Genomic DNA, 14,718 nt, shown 5'->3' on the forward strand with positions numbered 1-14,718 from the left:
TGGGGGCATGGATGCTCTCATGCTCATCAACACGCACGAATCAGCGGTTCCCGTCACACCGCTGATCCAGCTTCTTGACAAAGCCCGTATGGCCGACGGCGTCATTGCCTACGTGACTGCTCCGGCAGAAGAGTCCGCTTTTGCCGAACCGATTGAAGGCGCTGATCCGGTTGCTGCCGCTCCCACGGCAGACGATCTTATTCTGGCCTCACCCACCCTGGACGCCTTTGAGTCCTATGACGACCTCGCCCTGGGACTGCAGGACATGGGCATTGAGAGGCTGATTGTGGCAGGCGCCGATTCAGAGCCGGACGCAGAGGGTCGAGGCGCCGTCTGGGCTACCGCTGTTGCCGCTCTGGCGCACCAGTTCAGCGTTGTGTTCGCAGAAACGGCTGTTGTTCTGCCCGACACCGGAGATCGCCCGGCCTGGATGCACGATGCCCTCCAGCTGGGTGCTGTCGAAAAGCCCGCCGAGGATATCTGGCTCAAGATGTAGCTGCGTGCGCACACAGCAGTGGGGCCGCGGAAAATTCCGCGGCCCCACTGCTGTCTAGTAGAAGTTCAGCCTGTCGGCTGAATCAGACGTCTGCGATCAGGCGTCAGGGTTGGGTTCGCCCTTGAGCTCGCCCTTCTCCCACTGTTCGACCCAGTCCTTGTTGTCGTCCATCCATTCGCGGGCAGCCTTGTCCTGTTCCTTGCCGCCGTAGTTGTCTTCGGAGAACATGACGTTTTCAAGGCTGGACAGGTGCTCGTCGTCCAGAACGAGGTTCTTCAGCAGCTGGGCGACCTTCGGGTTCTGTTCGCCGAAGCCCTTCGACGAGAACGAGTAGATGACCTCAGCCTTGCCCATAACGCCCTTGGGGTCTTCAAGGTCGCGGACGGGGAAGGCATCGTAGGCCCAGTGCGGACGCCACAGGGTCACGGCGACGTCCTTCTTGTCTTCGGTCGACTTCTTCAGCTGAGCCAGCATTGCAGGCGTCGAGCTGAGCTTGAGGTCCATGTCGGACAGTTCGTAGTCTTCAACAGCCTGCTTGGCGGCCTTGGACAGACCGGCACCGGGCTCAATGCCGTAGATGGTGTTGCCGTAGTCGCCGCTCATCGACTTGAGGTCTTCGATGGTCTTGGCCTTGGAGTCCTCGTTCACGGCGATCGTGAGTTTGGCGTTGTTGTACCAGCAGCCCTGCTCTTCGAGCTTGTTGCCGAACTTCTTGATGTAGTCGGCGTGGGTCAGCGGCAGCCAGCCGTCAACGAGGAAGTCGACATCGCCGTTGGCAACTGCGGTGTAGCCCGGACCAGCATCGAATGCCTTGATTTCGACGGTGTAGCCGTCGTCTTCGAGCTTGTTCTTCAGCAGGTTCGACACGGCGAAGGACTCGTCCCAGCCGTTGAACGCGCCGATGGTGAGCTCTTTGTTGTCGTCAGCATCTTCGCCGGAAACGTCCTTGGCTTCGGACCCGGGAATGCAGTCGGCCCAGTTCTTGTCTCCGGCAGCGGTGTCGCCGCCGTCGCCGCTGTCCGCGCTGCCGCAGCCGGTCAGTACGAGTGCGGAAGCGGCAAGCGCAGCTCCCACCTTTGCAATTCTCGGAAACTTCATGTTTCTCTCCTTTTTCACATCAGTCCGCTTCGGTAGCGGCGCGCCGTGCGCGGCTTTCGCTCTGCACGGCTCTTTCATCGGTCGGTCTGGGTCAAACTGTGGTGTGCTCGCTGTTGCGGCTGCCCAGTGCTGCGGTCACGCGGTCCAGGAAGATGGCAAGTACGACCACTGCGACACCGGCGTCAACGCCGATGGCCACGTCCAGCTGGGAAATAGCGCCGATGACAGCGCCGCCGAGGCCTTCAGCACCGGCCATACCGGCAAGGACAACCATTGACAGGGCCAACATGATGACCTGGTTGATGCCGGCCATGATCGTTTTGAGTGCCAGGGGCAGCTGCACCTTGAACAGAATGTGGCTCGGTGTTGCACCGAACGCCTGGGCTGCTTCGACAACCTCGCCGTCAACCTGGCGGATGGCCAGTTCGGTAAACCGCACGCCGGGAGGCAGCGCGAAGATGATCGTTGCGATCGCACCGGGCACCTGACCGACGGAGAACATGACGATTGCCGGAACAAGGTAGGCCAGAGCGGGCATCGACTGCATGAAGTCGAGGATCGGCCGGACAATGGTCGAAACAACGCGGGATTTCGCGGCCCACACGCCGATCGGCAGTGAGATGAGAAGAGCGAAGATCACCGCCACAATCACGAGCGCGAATGTGCTCATGGCGTTTTCCCACTGGCCCAGAGCCAGGATGAGGTAGAAGCCGATCACCGTGACAAGGCCCAGACGCCACGTGGCGGCAGCCCAGGCGATCGCCGCGAAGATCAGGATCATGATGAACGGGTGCGGAGTTTCCAGAACCCAGTTCAGCCCGGAGTACATGCTTGACAGCACATCGGTGATGGCTGACAGAAGCCAGTCGAAGTGCTGCTGGAACCAGATGAGGAAATCGTCAACCCATTCGCCCAGCGGCAGGTGGGGTTCAAGCGGGTTCATGCTCACGCTTCCTTTCCGGTTGCGGTATCTGCGTCTTCGTCATCGTTCGTCTCTGGCTGCGGTACCGGTGCGACTGCGGGAAGTTCGCCGGTGGCGGTGGACTCAGTGCCCATTGCCTGCAGCAGCTTGACTCGGGGAACAACGCCCAAGAGCTTCCACTTGTCATCGACAACGCACAACGGCACCGGGGCTTCGGCAGACGGAGCGAAAAGGTCAGCGATCTGAGCATCCGGCTGGCAGGTGAGGATGTCCTGGGTGCGGATGATGTTGTCCAGGGTGCGTTCGCCGCGGTTGGCAGCACCGACGGCGTCCTCGTCGGTGACGAGCCCGAGCAGCTTTCCGCTGCGGTCGGTGACGAGAACGGCCGATTCCTGGGCTTCCTGCATTTCCCTGATCGCCACGTTCGGACCCGCGGTGTTGTAGATCGATTTCGTGGGCGGGCGCATGACCGACTGCGCGGTGTAGACGCGCGAACGGTCGACGTCCTGAATAAAGGAGCGGACGTAGTCGTCAGCAGGGTTGGACAGAATGTCCTCAGCCGTGCCGATCTGAGCGATCCGGCCGTTGCGCATAACCGCGATCCGGTCGCCCAGGTACATGGCCTCGTTGAGGTCGTGGGTGATGAAGATGATCGTCTTCTTCAAGGTGTGCTGGAGTTCAGCCAGCTGCTGCTGCATTTCCCGGCGAATAAGCGGGTCGAGAGCTGAGAACGCCTCGTCCATCAGCAGAATGTCGGTCTCCGCGGCAAGGGCGCGGGCCAGGCCGACGCGCTGCTGCATACCGCCGGACAGTTCGGACGGGTACTTGTCCTCCCAGCCCTTCAGCCCTACGGTCTCAAGCCATTCGTCTGCCTTCTTCAGGCGCTCATCCTTGTCCACACCCTGCAGCTGAAGCGAGTAGGCGGCGTTTTCGCGCACCGTGTGGTGAGGCATGAGGGCAAAGTGCTGGAAGACCATAGAGATATGGTCACGGCGAACCGCCCGCAGCTCGGTGGCGTTCATCTTCGAGATGTCTTTGCCCGCGATCTCAACGGAGCCGGAGCTGGTGCTCCACAGCCCGTTGAGGGTGCGGATGAGGGTCGACTTTCCAGAGCCGGAGAGCCCCATGACGACGAAGATTTCACCGCGTTCGACTTCGAAGCTCGCGTCGATGACGGCCGCGGTTCCCAAATCGCGCAGGTCGTCGCGGTCTTCGCCGTTCTCAATGCGGCGAATGACTTCTTTTTCGTGTTGGCCAAAGACTTTGTAGACGTGCGATGCACGGACTAATGCCACTGGGTGGCCACCTTCCGGTTGACTGTGCACATCCGCGCCGGGTGGCGCGGGCATTGGCGCCGACGGCCGAAAATCGGACGACGGCAACGTTCCACTGTAAACACAGAGCACTTTCAGGCGGCTGGAAGTGCGTGATCAGATTCGGCTCACTTTTTGGACAATTGTCTGAATACCCCATCTGACCAGGGGTTATGCAAGCGTTTCGTTGTTATTGAAACGTTACCCCAAGCTCCCCTCTATTCCGCGCGCACAGACGACGGGCACTGCCGCGCAGAAATGAGGCTCTGCGGACATCTGCGGACAAGAGGGGCTGTGGTCGACTGAATTCGGCAGGCCGTGGAGAGCAGTCTGCCGCTCGATAGAATGCGAGCATGACTGCTGAACAGAAGCTCAGCATGCGGCGTGCTCGCATGCTTCGCGGTTGCGCCGCGGCCTTCTTTTCTGTGTTCAGCGGTCTGGTGTTCCACACCGGTGCCGGCGGCGCAGCTTCGGCGGCAGCGTGCTTGTTCGCTTTTCTCGTCGCCGCTTGGCTGGGAATCGTCCTTTCGGCCCTCCGGCTGCGTATCTTCTCGGTCGTTGCCGTTGTCGCAGCAGGACAGTGGCTGCTGCACGTTTTCATGACCTTCGCCTCGACCGCCGCACCGACACCTCGCGGATCGGGTTCACTCCTGGAGACTTCCGCCCATGCGCTCTGCATGGGGCTTGTATCACCTGAAGGGGGCACTGCTGCGCCCTCCGCCGCGAGCCACGCAGACCACTCCGCTCCGCTCATGCTGGCCGCCCACATCGCTGCCGTTGTCCTCACGGCAGGCTTTGTGCTGTTCGGCGAACAATCCATCGAAGCGGTGCTAACCGAAGTCGTGGGCCCGCTCGTCTTCGTTCTTCTCGCCGGTGCGCTGCCCCAAGTCCGCCGCGTTCAGCGCCCCGGTGTGTTTCGCACCCGCAATCCAGGCACCTCGGAGCGTTTCAGCTCGGTGTCGGTGCGCGGTCCTCCCGCTGCCGTGTGACACGCAAGGGACTTTCTGCTGGAAGCCCTCATCCCGCCCCGCGGCAACGGACCGCGAGCAGGCCTTAAAATTCCGCGGCCGCGCGCCGCTTCCCTGGGCGTATGCCCCCCCCTATTTGTGCACCCATGAGCGGGTGCGAAAGGACAATCATGAAACTCCGCAAGACCCTTCTGGCTGCTTTCGCTGCCGCAACCCTGGCCCTGGCCGGCTGCGGTGCGGACTCTGTTGCCGCTGACGTTCTCAAGGTCGACGAACCGTGGACAAGGGCCGTGTCCAAGGACAAGGGCATGACCGGTGTCTTCGCCACAATCGATAACGAAGGCAAACAGGAGATCATCATCGCTGATGCTGAAACCGATGTTGCCGGAACCGTAGAACTGCACGAGACCACGTCCGACGGCAAGGGCGGAATGAGCATGAAAGAAAAAGAAGGCGGCTTTGTAATCCCCGCCGGTGAAAAGCTTGAGCTCAAGCCCGGTGGCGAGCACATCATGCTCATGGACCTCAAGAAGGACATCAAACCCGGCGACGAAGTCAAGATCACCCTCAGCACCTCGGCCGGCGATGTTGAGATCACCGCTGCCGCCCGTGAATTCACCGGCGCCAAGGAAGAGTACGCACCGGGCGAAAACGATCACGGTGAGCACATGGACCACGGCGACGACGAAAGCAGTGACGACAAGGGCGGCGACGACAGCCATGGCGAACACGGTGACCACGAACACGGCGACGGCAAAAAGTAACAATGACTGAGATCTCCAGACGCAGACTCCTCGGTGCCTCGGGCATTGGGGCCGGCGCTGGACTCGCAGCGGGAATCGGCGGCACCTATGGGGTCATGGGTGCCGCCGCCCGCGGCGGTGAAGACAGCGCAGGCTTTTCCGGCAAACAGACGGTGCCGTTCTATGGGCCGCACCAGGCCGGGGTGGAAACACCTCCGCAGGCGCACGCCGTCTTCCTTGCCGTCGAACTGAAAGATCACGTTGACGCAGCTGCCATGCGCCGGTGGCTGCGCATCCTCAGCGACGCTGCGGCCGCACTCACCGACGGCCGGGCACCGCTGGCGGACACGGAACCCGAAATGGCAGCCCAGCCGGCATCGCTGACGGTCACCTTCGGCTTTGGCAGGAAAGTCGTTGAACTCGCCGGTGCCGACAAGGTGCCGGGGTGGCTGAAGCCGCTGCCGAAATATCCGATCGACCGGCTGCGCCCCGAACTGTGCGGCGGCGATCTGCTCATGCAGATCTGCTCTGATGACCCGCTGACACTCGCCCACGCATCGCGCATGCTCATGAAGGATTCGCGCGCATTCTCTGAGATCGCGTGGTCCAAGGAGTGCTTCCGCCGGGCCTATGGCACCGACCCGAAGGGAACCACGGTGCGCAACCCCTTTGGCCAGGTGGACGGCACCGTCAACCCTGAAATCGACACCGACGACTTCGCCGCACTCGTATGGGGTGATCCGAACGCACCCGAAAGGCCCGGCAGTTCAGGGCGCAAGCAGGTGGAAACGCCGCGCGGTCAAGCGCCTGCGGACCTGGATTCGGCGCACCCCGACTGGATGGCAGGCGGTACGACGCTCGTTCTGCGCGACATTGTGATGGACCTGGAAAGCTGGGACTTGGCAGACGAACCGGCCCGCGATTTCTCGGTGGGTCGGCGTATGAAAGACGGCTCGCCGCTCACGGGCGAACGCGAGCACGACGTCCCAGATCTTGAGGCCGCCGGCAGCGACGGCTTCAAGAAGATCTCTCCGGCCAGCCACGTGGCACGCTCCCGCAATGACAAAAAGCCCGAAGAGCAGATCTTCCGTCGGGTGTACTCCTACCAGTCGCTGACCAAGGGGCCCATCCGGGACGACGTAGAGGGTGTCCGCCAGATCAACGATGCCGGGCTCATGTTCGCCAGCTACCAGGCGGACATCGAACGGCAGTACAAGCCGATTCAAAAGCGGCTGGCAGAAGGCGACCTGCTCAACGAATGGACGTTCCCGGTCGGTTCGACCGTTTGGGCAATTCCGCCCGGAGCGTCTGAGGGCGGCTATATCGGCGAGACTCTGTTCGGATGATTGCCTAAGCTGAGATCATGCTCAGCCTTCCGTTCATTCCCGCCACCGCGCAGAACAACAATCGGCCGAAGGTCATTGTGCCGTTTTCGCCGCGCACGCTTGATCAAGCGTGCGCGGTAGTTGATTGGGCTGGGCGCGCCCGAGAGGCTGGCGCCGATGCCTTCGAGTGGCGGGTCGACGCGCTTGTGGGCGGCGCTGGTCAGCACAGCGCCGAAAGTGCCGAGCTGTTGAAGATGGCCCAGCGTGCCATTCAAGACCAATCTGAACTTCCTGTGCTCATCACACTGCGGTCGGCAGCAGAAGGTGGGCAGGCTGACCTCGACGAAGCAGGTTACGCGGGCGTCGTCTCCGAAGTCATCAGCTGCGCCGAATCTGCTCAGGCCAGCAAAGCGCACCCGAGGATCGCTGTTGACATTGAAATCGATCGCGAAGCAGCAGATCAGCTGTGCAAGCACGCGGGGGAGGCAGGCATTCCGGTGGTGGCATCACACCACGATTTCGACCGCACCCCGAGTACCGGGGTTCTGCTGGCGAAGATCCGCGACATGATCGTCATGGGGGCAGATGTCGCAAAAATCGCCGTCATGCCCCAGGACCCGAGCGACGTTGCGCGGGTCTTGGAAGTCTGCTCGTCAGCTGTCGAAACGGCCGAGGTGCCTATCATTGCAATCTCAATGGGCGCCCTGGGTCGGACCACTCGGGTATTCGGCGGGGACTTCGGCTCCGCTGCGACTTTCGCCCCACTGGACGACGAACCGACAGCACCCGGCCAGATTTCCGTGGCAAAGCTGCGTTCAATCTGGACTGAAGTTCGCTGAAGAATCTGAAGGCACCTCGGCAGGGGTCCTGGGCGGCAGGCATCGCCAAAGCACACCCATCAGCCGGGATCTGCGCTTTAACCGTAAGAAAACTCCCGTCAGCAACAGAAACTCCCGAAAACCAGTACTGCTATCGGGTGTTTTTGTTGCTGAGCGGTGTGTGGGTGCAGACGAGGTGCCGGGTGCGGTTGGATGTTGTGGACCGAGGGGGCGAGGCGCCGGGCAGCTTGCTGGCTGGCTGATTGACGAGGTGTTCGGGCGCAGACAACGTGAAGGGCGCCACCGAAAATCGGTGGCGCCCTTCATACGTGAGTGAGCTGATCAGACCTCAGCGGGTTCCTGTTCGGATTCCGTTCCGCCCTGACCGCGCTTGACACCGGCCAACAGCATCTGCGCGACGTCGAGGACTTCGACGCCTTCGGAAGCATTGCCCTCAGACTGTTCGGCGGTCAGACCGTCAGACAGCATGACGCGGCAGAACGGGCAGCCGACCGCAATCTGCTCGGCACCGGTGGCCACGGCTTCCTTAGTGCGGTTGACGTTGATGCGCGAACCGATGGTCTCTTCCATCCACATGCGCGCACCGCCTGCGCCACAGCAGAAGCTCGTTTCCTTGGAGCGCTCCATTTCGCGGTACTCCACACCGGGCAGCGAACCGATGAGTTCACGCGGCGGTTCGTAGATCTGGTTGTGGCGGCCCAGGTAGCAGGGGTCGTGGTAGGTGACCGGGGTCTGCACCTTTTCGCCTTCGGACGGAGCGATCGGGGTGAGCTTGCCTTCGCGGACGAGCTTGTTGAGCAGCTGCGTGTGGTGGACGACTTCGAACTTGCCGTCCAGCTGCGGGTACTCGTTGGCGATCGTGTTGAAGCAGTGCGCACAGGTCACAACGATCTTGCGCGCCTTCATTTCGTTGAGCACTTCGACATTGGCCTGAGCCAGCATCTGGTACAGGAACTCGTTGCCGGCGCGGCGGGCAGGGTCACCCGTGCAGGATTCGCCGTCGCCGAGGACTGCGAAGTCGACACCGGCCATGTTGAGAAGCTCCGCAGTTGCCTGGGTGGTCTTCTTGGCGCGGTCTTCGAACGCACCGGCGCAGCCAACCCAGAAAAGGTATTCGACTTCGCCGAGGTCTTCGATGTCGGCGCCGACCTGCTTGACTTCGAAGTCGAGGTCCTTTGCCCACTCGAGGCGCTTGCGCTGGGACATGCCCCACGGGTTCTGCTTGTTTTCGAGGTTCTTGAACAGACCGCCGAGCTCGGTGGGGAATGCCGATTCGATGAGCACCTGGTAGCGGCGCATGTCAACGAAGTGGTCGACGTGCTCAATGTCAACGGGGCACTGCTCAACGCAAGCACCGCACGTGGTGCACGACCACAGGGCGTCGGGGTCGATGACGCCGAGCTCTGCGAGTTCTTCAACGTCCTGTGCGCCTACGAGCGGGCGGACTGCCTCAGCCTGTGCGGCTTCTGACAGGGTGCCCAGCAGGTCGAGGTTTTCGTGCGGGTCGGAAATGCCTTCGTAGGCGTCCATTTCTTTCTGCCACGCGCGCTTGGCCTTCTTGTCGGCGTCTTCGGCAAGAGGTGCCGGCGGCTGTGCTTCGGCCTGCGCTTTTTTGGCGGCTTCCAACCACGGTGACTTGGCCGCGGAGTGATTGCGCAGGTTGATCATCATGAGCTTGGGGCTCAGCGGCTTTTCCGTGTTCCAAGCCGGGCACTGGCTTTGGCAGCGACCACACTCGGTACAGGTGGAGAAGTCCAGCAGGCCCTTCCACGTGAAGTCTTCGACCTTGCCCACACCCATTGTGGTGGAGTCGTCCATGGCGTCGGGGTCGGAGAAGTCGAGTTCTTTGCCGTCGGAGACCATCGGCTGGAGGGCGCCGAGCGAGGTGCGTCCGTTTGCGTGGCGCTTGAACCAGATATTGAAGAAAGCGAGGAAGCGGTGCCAGGCAACACCCATCGTCGGGGTGAGGGCAACCGTGACCATCCAGGCGTAGGAGATGAGGATCTTCGCCAGTGCGATGGCGACGATGAGACCCGACACCACCGGAATCGACAGGCCGGAGAGGATCTCACCGATCCAGAAGGTCAGCGGGAAGTGCAGGATGAGGTTCGCCTGGCCTTCGTGACCCTGCAGCACGTATTCGAGGCCGCGCAGCAGGGCAATGCACAGGCAGACACCCAGAATGGTGAACTCAACGTAGTAGGCCTGCCAGAAGCTCGAACCGTAGAAGCGCGACTTGCGCTGCTCATCGAGCGTTTCGCCCTTGGGCTTCTTGGACTGGCGGACGAGGATCAGGACGATGATGCCGATCAGGCCGGTCATCGCAAACAGCTCCGTGATCCATTCGTAGGGCACGAAGTGGCCGATGATCGGCAGGGTCGCAGCCGGGTTGAACAGCTGCATGGTGGCCTGAGCAAGCGTGAGCGTGAGCACGCCGAAGGAGATCATGGTGAACCAGTGGGCGATTGCCACAACGGGCAGTCGCGCCATTCGGGTGTGCCCCAGGAACTCCTTGATGAGGGTGCCGGTGCGGGCGCCGGCGTCGCTGGTGCGCTCACCGGCGCGCGTGGGTGCGCCGAGCTTGAAGAACTGGACGAACTTGCCGATCCGGGTCAAGAACATCGTCCAGCCGACAATGGTCGCAGCAACACCGATGATCGCTGCGACGATCTGCAGGGCTGTCATGTGTGTTTTACCTCCAGGGGGCCCTTTCGCAAGGGCGCTGAAAATCCATCAGAAAGATGGACAGAAAAGGGTGCTCAGTTGGATTCCGCAACAGCTTCGTTGCCGAATTGGCTGCGGATGGCCTGAGCGGCGTAGCGCTGAACGACGATCTGGGCGATGGCGACTCCGACGCCCGAAACGATGGTCCAGGCGATGACTTCGGCCATGTCCGTGTCGGTGTCATTGGGGTCGTTCGGGGCGGGACGGCCAAGCGATTTCTCCCACGCCAGGCCGATTGCCTTGCGTGCTGCGATAGCGGCGAGTGTGCCTCCGCCGACGCCGATGACCTTCCAAGCGAGTTTGCCCATGATGTCTCCTCAGATCAGTGTGAACTTCTGTGTGTCTTCTGTCTCAACAGGATACGACACAGGCAGTTCACAGTGCGGCTTTGAGCTGCTGCCAGGAATGCTATCCCCGCCCACTGACACACGCCGAGGTTGTGAAAGCAACGCGGGGCCGCGCGGCGGAAGATCAGCCGGCAACAGATCCGAACAGCATGCCCAGCGCGTAGGTGACGGCGGCCGCTCCCAGGCCGATTGCCAGCTGCCGCAGTGCGCGCGGCATCGGGGCCTTGCCTGAGAGCACACCGACCACACCTCCCGTGAACAGCAGGGCCATGCTCACCAGCACGGCGGAGATCAGCAGCGGCAGCGTGCCGTCGAGGCCGAAGAAGTACGGAATGATCGGAATGACGGCCCCGGCGCTGAAGAAGAGAAAAGAGCTCACCGCCGCGCCCAGGCCTGACCCGGTGCCCTCGTGTTTTTCCTGCGCAATCGAGTTCGGCAGGAAAGTGGCGCCGTGGGGAGTGCGCGCCCTGCCGATGGCGGTGCGGGCGGCAAGCTCCGCCTCGTCCTCCGCCATACCGCGAGCCTGGAAGACCAAGGCGAGCTCATTGGCGTTGATGTCGAGGTCCCGCAGGATCGAATCGGCGTCGGGTTCGGGGTTCGAAGCGTCAATCAGCTCGTGCTGAGAGCGCACCGAAATGTATTCGCCAGCACCCATGGAAAGCGCACCGGCCAACAGCCCCGAAATGCCGGTCAGCAGCACCTGTCCGCTGGTCAGGCCGGCTGCGCCGACGCCCATGACAAGTGCCAGGTTGGACACCAGGCCGTCGTTTGCGCCGAAGACCGCGGCGCGGAAGTTGCCGGACATGTCAGAGCGGCTCTTGGTGGCCAGAGCCCGCACAACTTCGGCGTGCACGCGCTCGTCAGCGGCCATCTGCTCCGTTGCGTACTCATCGACGATGTACGGCGAGCTGCTTTCGGCCTGCTGGGCAAGTGCGAGTACGAAGATCGACCCGAACATGCGGGCGAACATGGCCAGAATGACCACGCCGAGGTCGGGGCGGCCCGGCTTGTCGGCGTGATGGCCCAGGAGTGTGCGCCAGTGCTGTTGGTGGCGTCGCTCGGCGTTGGCGATCGCAATGAGGATCCGCCGCTCATCGCCGGTCTTCTTCATGGCGAGGCTGCGGTAGACCCGCTCTTCAACGAGTTCGTTTGCCAGGTAGCGGCGCCACTGTCTGATGAGGCGGGGGTCGTCGGTCGCGGGAGCGTTCCCGCACGAGGTCGAGGCGCGGTCGGCCGAAGCCGCCGCCTCGCCGGTGCCAAAGCCCGAATCGGCACTGAAGTCAGCAGAATTCTGTTCCACACAGGCAATGGTAGAAGGGTGCTCAGGCGCAGTATTTCTTAGCGCGGCTTAAGTCCGCGGGGTTCTCAGGAGCGGCTTTGCCCACCGTCGGGGCCGATTCATACTTTTGGCTGACGCCTGCGCACTGCGCAGCCTGGAGAATCAGAAGTATCATCGCCTGGTCCGGCTTCTGTTCCGGCCTCGGCGCAGGAGCACTCCACACAAGGAAAAGGTCAATGTCACCGAAACGGCTGTTTTCGATTCTCGCAATTGCCGAGGCGATCACCTGGACCATGCTGATCATCGGCATGGTGCTCAAGTACGTCACCCAGACCACTGAACTGGGGGTGCGCATCGGAGGAGGTGTTCACGGCTTCGTGTTCCTGGCGTACTGCGTTGTCACGGTGCTCGTGGCGACCTCGGAGCGCTGGGGCAAAGCCCGCGGTCTGCTGGGCCTGGGTTCGGCCGTCATCCCCTACGCCACGGTTCCGTTTGAGATCTGGGCGCGCCGCAGGGGGCTGCTGCCGGAAACCTGGAGTCTTGGATCGCAACGGCAGCCGGCCAACCCGTTTGAGCGCCTGTGCCTGTGGGCTCTGAAGAATCCGGTCCGGGCTGTTGTGGTCGGCATTGTGCTGGTCTCGGCTCTTTTCGCCTTCCTGCTGTTCCTGGGTCCGCCGGTCCCGCAGAGCTGACCGTCCCGGGTTGTTGCCCGAAGCGGCTCTGGCGAGGCGCGGCGCCGCTCTGGCTGGTTGAAAGGCCGGGTTTGTGGTTGGCTTGATCTATGGGAGACGCAGTATCACGAGAGCGCTACACCCCGCGTGAGCGAACCGACTACCGGCGTGCGCTCAACGATGACCTCGAAACCTTTGATGCCTATCTGCAGCAGGCGGAGTTCGTCAGCCGCGGAACCATAGGGATGGAGCTTGAGCTCAACCTGGTCGACGCGCAGATGGCGACGGCCCCGGTGAACCTCGACGTGCTCAAGACTCTCGATGACGACGACTTCCAAAGTGAGATCGGCTCGTTCAACTTCGAAATGAACCACCCGGTTCTGTCAGTTGAGGGAGACGGGCTTCAAGATCTTGAAGACGGACTGCGCGAACGCCTTGACCGCGCGGCCAGTGCCGCGGCTGAACACGACATTTCGGTCGCGATGATCGGCACGCTGCCGACGCTGACCGAGCAGTTCCTCGAAAGCCCCGATTGGGTTACCCAAGAGAACCGCTATAAAGCGCTGAGCAATGCGGTGATGGACAGCCGGGGCGAGCTTGTCACGATCGATCTTGCCGACCGCGAAGAGCTCAAACACGATTTCGAGGACATTGCACCGGAATCGTCGTGCACATCCATGCAGCTGCACCTGCAGGTGTCGCCGCAGCGCTTTGCTCAGGCGTGGAACGCCTCGCAGGCCATTGCCGGTGTGCAGACGGCGCTGAGTGCGAACTCTCCGCTGTTCTTGGGTCGGAAAGTGTGGCACGAAAGCCGTATACCCGTTTTTGCCCAGGCCATTGAAACCCGCCCACCGGAGCTCATCGTCCAGGGAGTGCGGCCGCGCGTGTGGTTCGGTGAACGATGGATCACGAGCATTTTCGACCTGTTTGAAGAAAACGTCCGCTACTTCCCGGCTCTGCTGCCGGAATCCCGCGAAGACTCGGGTGCGCCGATCATGCGCGGTGAAGCGCCGGCTCTGCACTACCTCAATCTGCACAACGGAACGGTGTGGCGGTGGAACAGGCCCATCTATGCACCCAGCACCGACGGTTTGGCGCACGTGCGAGTTGAGAACCGACTGCTTCCGGCAGGGCCGACCGTTGTCGACATGGTCGCCGATGCGGCGCTGTACTACGGCTTGGTCAAGTTCCTGGGGGAGCAGACCCGGCCCGTGTGGTCGCGGCTTCCTTTCAGAACAGCCGAAAAGAACTTCATGACGGCCGCCCGCTCCGGCCTGTACGCCCGGCAGGAATGGCCGACCCTCGGTGCAATTGACGTGGCGAAGCTCGTGCACGAGCACCTGGTGCCGCAGGCGCGCAGGGGGCTCGAAAAGCTCGGTGTGAACGACAAGCTCATCGAGCGCTATATGGGAATCATCGACGGCCGGGCTGTCTGCAGGCAGAACGGTGCTCTGTGGCAGCTGCGGACGCTGAGCAGCATCAGGCCGAAGAAGACCGGTCCGGGCAGTCCCGAAAGACAGCGAGCTCTGGCTCTCATGCTCGAACAGTACATGGAGAACCAGGCAAAAGGTGAGCCGGTTCACACGTGGCAGATTGGCGAATAAGCCCTGCTGCGCGTCCGCGGAAGGGTCGTTTTGGCGCGAGAATCTGCGGATCTTCTGGTCTCAGAAAATGCTTTCGGCGCAAAGTTGCATCCCGCGCTGAACTGTGTGTAAAGTAGTCCTCGTTGCTCGGACGGAAAACACCGAAGCGAGCGGGCCCCAGGCCGAAGATAAGATCTTCTAAATGGTGCGGCCCCGCTTCCACTGGAACCGAAGTCTCTGCAGCAGAATCAATCTGATTCGGACTGCCCTCTGGGGTAGTGAGCTTTCACTTTTGATGATGTGCCTGCGTGTGTGGGTGTGGATTCTTTGTGTGTCTGTTCTTTGTCAACTCAATAGCGTGTTTGTTTGTTTCGTGGTGCCAGATTTTTTGTTTTCTGGCCATGGATTTT

At 61.9% G+C, this 14,718-nt stretch carries 13 protein-coding genes; 7 read left to right on the forward strand and 6 right to left on the reverse strand.

Annotated elements, in window-relative coordinates; all coding sequences use genetic code 11:
- The first annotated feature begins 7 nt into the window (after window positions 1–7).
- On the forward strand, window positions 8–496 hold the full coding sequence (locus GC119_RS10320; RefSeq protein ID WP_151953098.1) for a hypothetical protein: 489 nt from the start codon (window positions 8–10) through the stop codon (window positions 494–496).
- Between the two features lie 96 nt (window positions 497–592).
- On the opposite strand, the gene GC119_RS10325 is transcribed toward GC119_RS10320, so the two are convergent.
- From GC119_RS10325 to GC119_RS10335, 3 genes are all read right to left on the reverse strand, one after another.
- Window positions 593–1,594, reverse strand: a complete 1,002-nt coding sequence (locus GC119_RS10325; RefSeq protein WP_070575473.1) for a glycine betaine ABC transporter substrate-binding protein — start codon at window positions 1,592–1,594, stop codon at window positions 593–595.
- A gap of 91 nt (window positions 1,595–1,685) precedes the next feature.
- Window positions 1,686–2,537: an ABC transporter permease gene (locus GC119_RS10330; RefSeq protein WP_151953099.1), complete on the reverse strand. Its 852-nt coding sequence runs from the start codon at window positions 2,535–2,537 to the stop codon at window positions 1,686–1,688.
- Window positions 2,538–2,539: 2 nt separating this feature from the next.
- Window positions 2,540–3,811 (reverse strand): quaternary amine ABC transporter ATP-binding protein, encoded by a 1,272-nt coding sequence (locus tag GC119_RS10335; protein WP_151953100.1) that lies wholly within the window; start codon window positions 3,809–3,811, stop codon window positions 2,540–2,542.
- Between the two features lie 371 nt (window positions 3,812–4,182).
- Here GC119_RS10335 and GC119_RS10340 point away from each other — a divergent pair, with 371 nt between their 5' ends.
- The 4 genes from GC119_RS10340 to aroD all read left to right on the forward strand — a co-directional run bounded on the left by GC119_RS10340 (window position 4,183) and on the right by aroD (window position 7,704).
- Window positions 4,183–4,818 (forward strand): hypothetical protein, encoded by a 636-nt coding sequence (locus GC119_RS10340; protein ID WP_151953101.1) that lies wholly within the window; start codon window positions 4,183–4,185, stop codon window positions 4,816–4,818.
- A gap of 149 nt (window positions 4,819–4,967) precedes the next feature.
- Window positions 4,968–5,561 carry a copper chaperone PCu(A)C gene (locus GC119_RS10345; protein WP_193215658.1) on the forward strand — a complete coding sequence of 198 codons (594 nt, stop codon included), beginning with the start codon at window positions 4,968–4,970 and terminating at the stop codon, window positions 5,559–5,561.
- A gap of 2 nt (window positions 5,562–5,563) precedes the next feature.
- Window positions 5,564–6,886: a Dyp-type peroxidase gene (locus GC119_RS10350; protein ID WP_151953103.1), complete on the forward strand. Its 1,323-nt coding sequence runs from the start codon at window positions 5,564–5,566 to the stop codon at window positions 6,884–6,886.
- A 17-nt stretch (window positions 6,887–6,903) separates the two neighbouring features.
- Entirely contained in the window at window positions 6,904–7,704 is an 801-nt protein-coding gene (aroD, locus tag GC119_RS10355) for a type I 3-dehydroquinate dehydratase (RefSeq protein ID WP_151953104.1), read from the forward strand.
- A 321-nt stretch (window positions 7,705–8,025) separates the two neighbouring features.
- On the opposite strand, the gene GC119_RS10360 is transcribed toward aroD, so the two are convergent.
- From GC119_RS10360 to GC119_RS10370, 3 genes are all read right to left on the reverse strand, one after another.
- Window positions 8,026–10,389, reverse strand: a complete 2,364-nt coding sequence (locus tag GC119_RS10360; protein WP_070575492.1) for a heterodisulfide reductase-related iron-sulfur binding cluster — start codon at window positions 10,387–10,389, stop codon at window positions 8,026–8,028.
- Window positions 10,390–10,463: 74 nt separating this feature from the next.
- Entirely contained in the window at window positions 10,464–10,736 is a 273-nt protein-coding gene (locus tag GC119_RS10365; RefSeq protein WP_070575493.1) for a DUF4235 domain-containing protein, read from the reverse strand.
- Window positions 10,737–10,899: 163 nt separating this feature from the next.
- Window positions 10,900–12,075: a VIT1/CCC1 transporter family protein gene (locus GC119_RS10370; RefSeq protein ID WP_370919394.1), complete on the reverse strand. Its 1,176-nt coding sequence runs from the start codon at window positions 12,073–12,075 to the stop codon at window positions 10,900–10,902.
- Window positions 12,076–12,290: 215 nt separating this feature from the next.
- Between GC119_RS10370 and GC119_RS10375 the strand changes: the two genes are divergently transcribed.
- Both GC119_RS10375 and GC119_RS10380 read left to right on the forward strand, forming a co-directional pair.
- Window positions 12,291–12,746, forward strand: coding sequence for a DUF3817 domain-containing protein (locus tag GC119_RS10375; RefSeq protein WP_070575496.1), 456 nt, complete (start codon window positions 12,291–12,293; stop codon window positions 12,744–12,746).
- An 89-nt stretch (window positions 12,747–12,835) separates the two neighbouring features.
- Window positions 12,836–14,329, forward strand: coding sequence for a glutamate-cysteine ligase family protein (locus GC119_RS10380; RefSeq protein WP_151953105.1), 1,494 nt, complete (start codon window positions 12,836–12,838; stop codon window positions 14,327–14,329).
- The last annotated feature ends 389 nt before the right edge of the window (window positions 14,330–14,718 follow it).

This window comes from Brevibacterium sp. Marseille-P9724 (assembly GCF_902500275.1).
Lineage (GTDB): Bacteria > Actinomycetota > Actinomycetes > Actinomycetales > Brevibacteriaceae > Brevibacterium.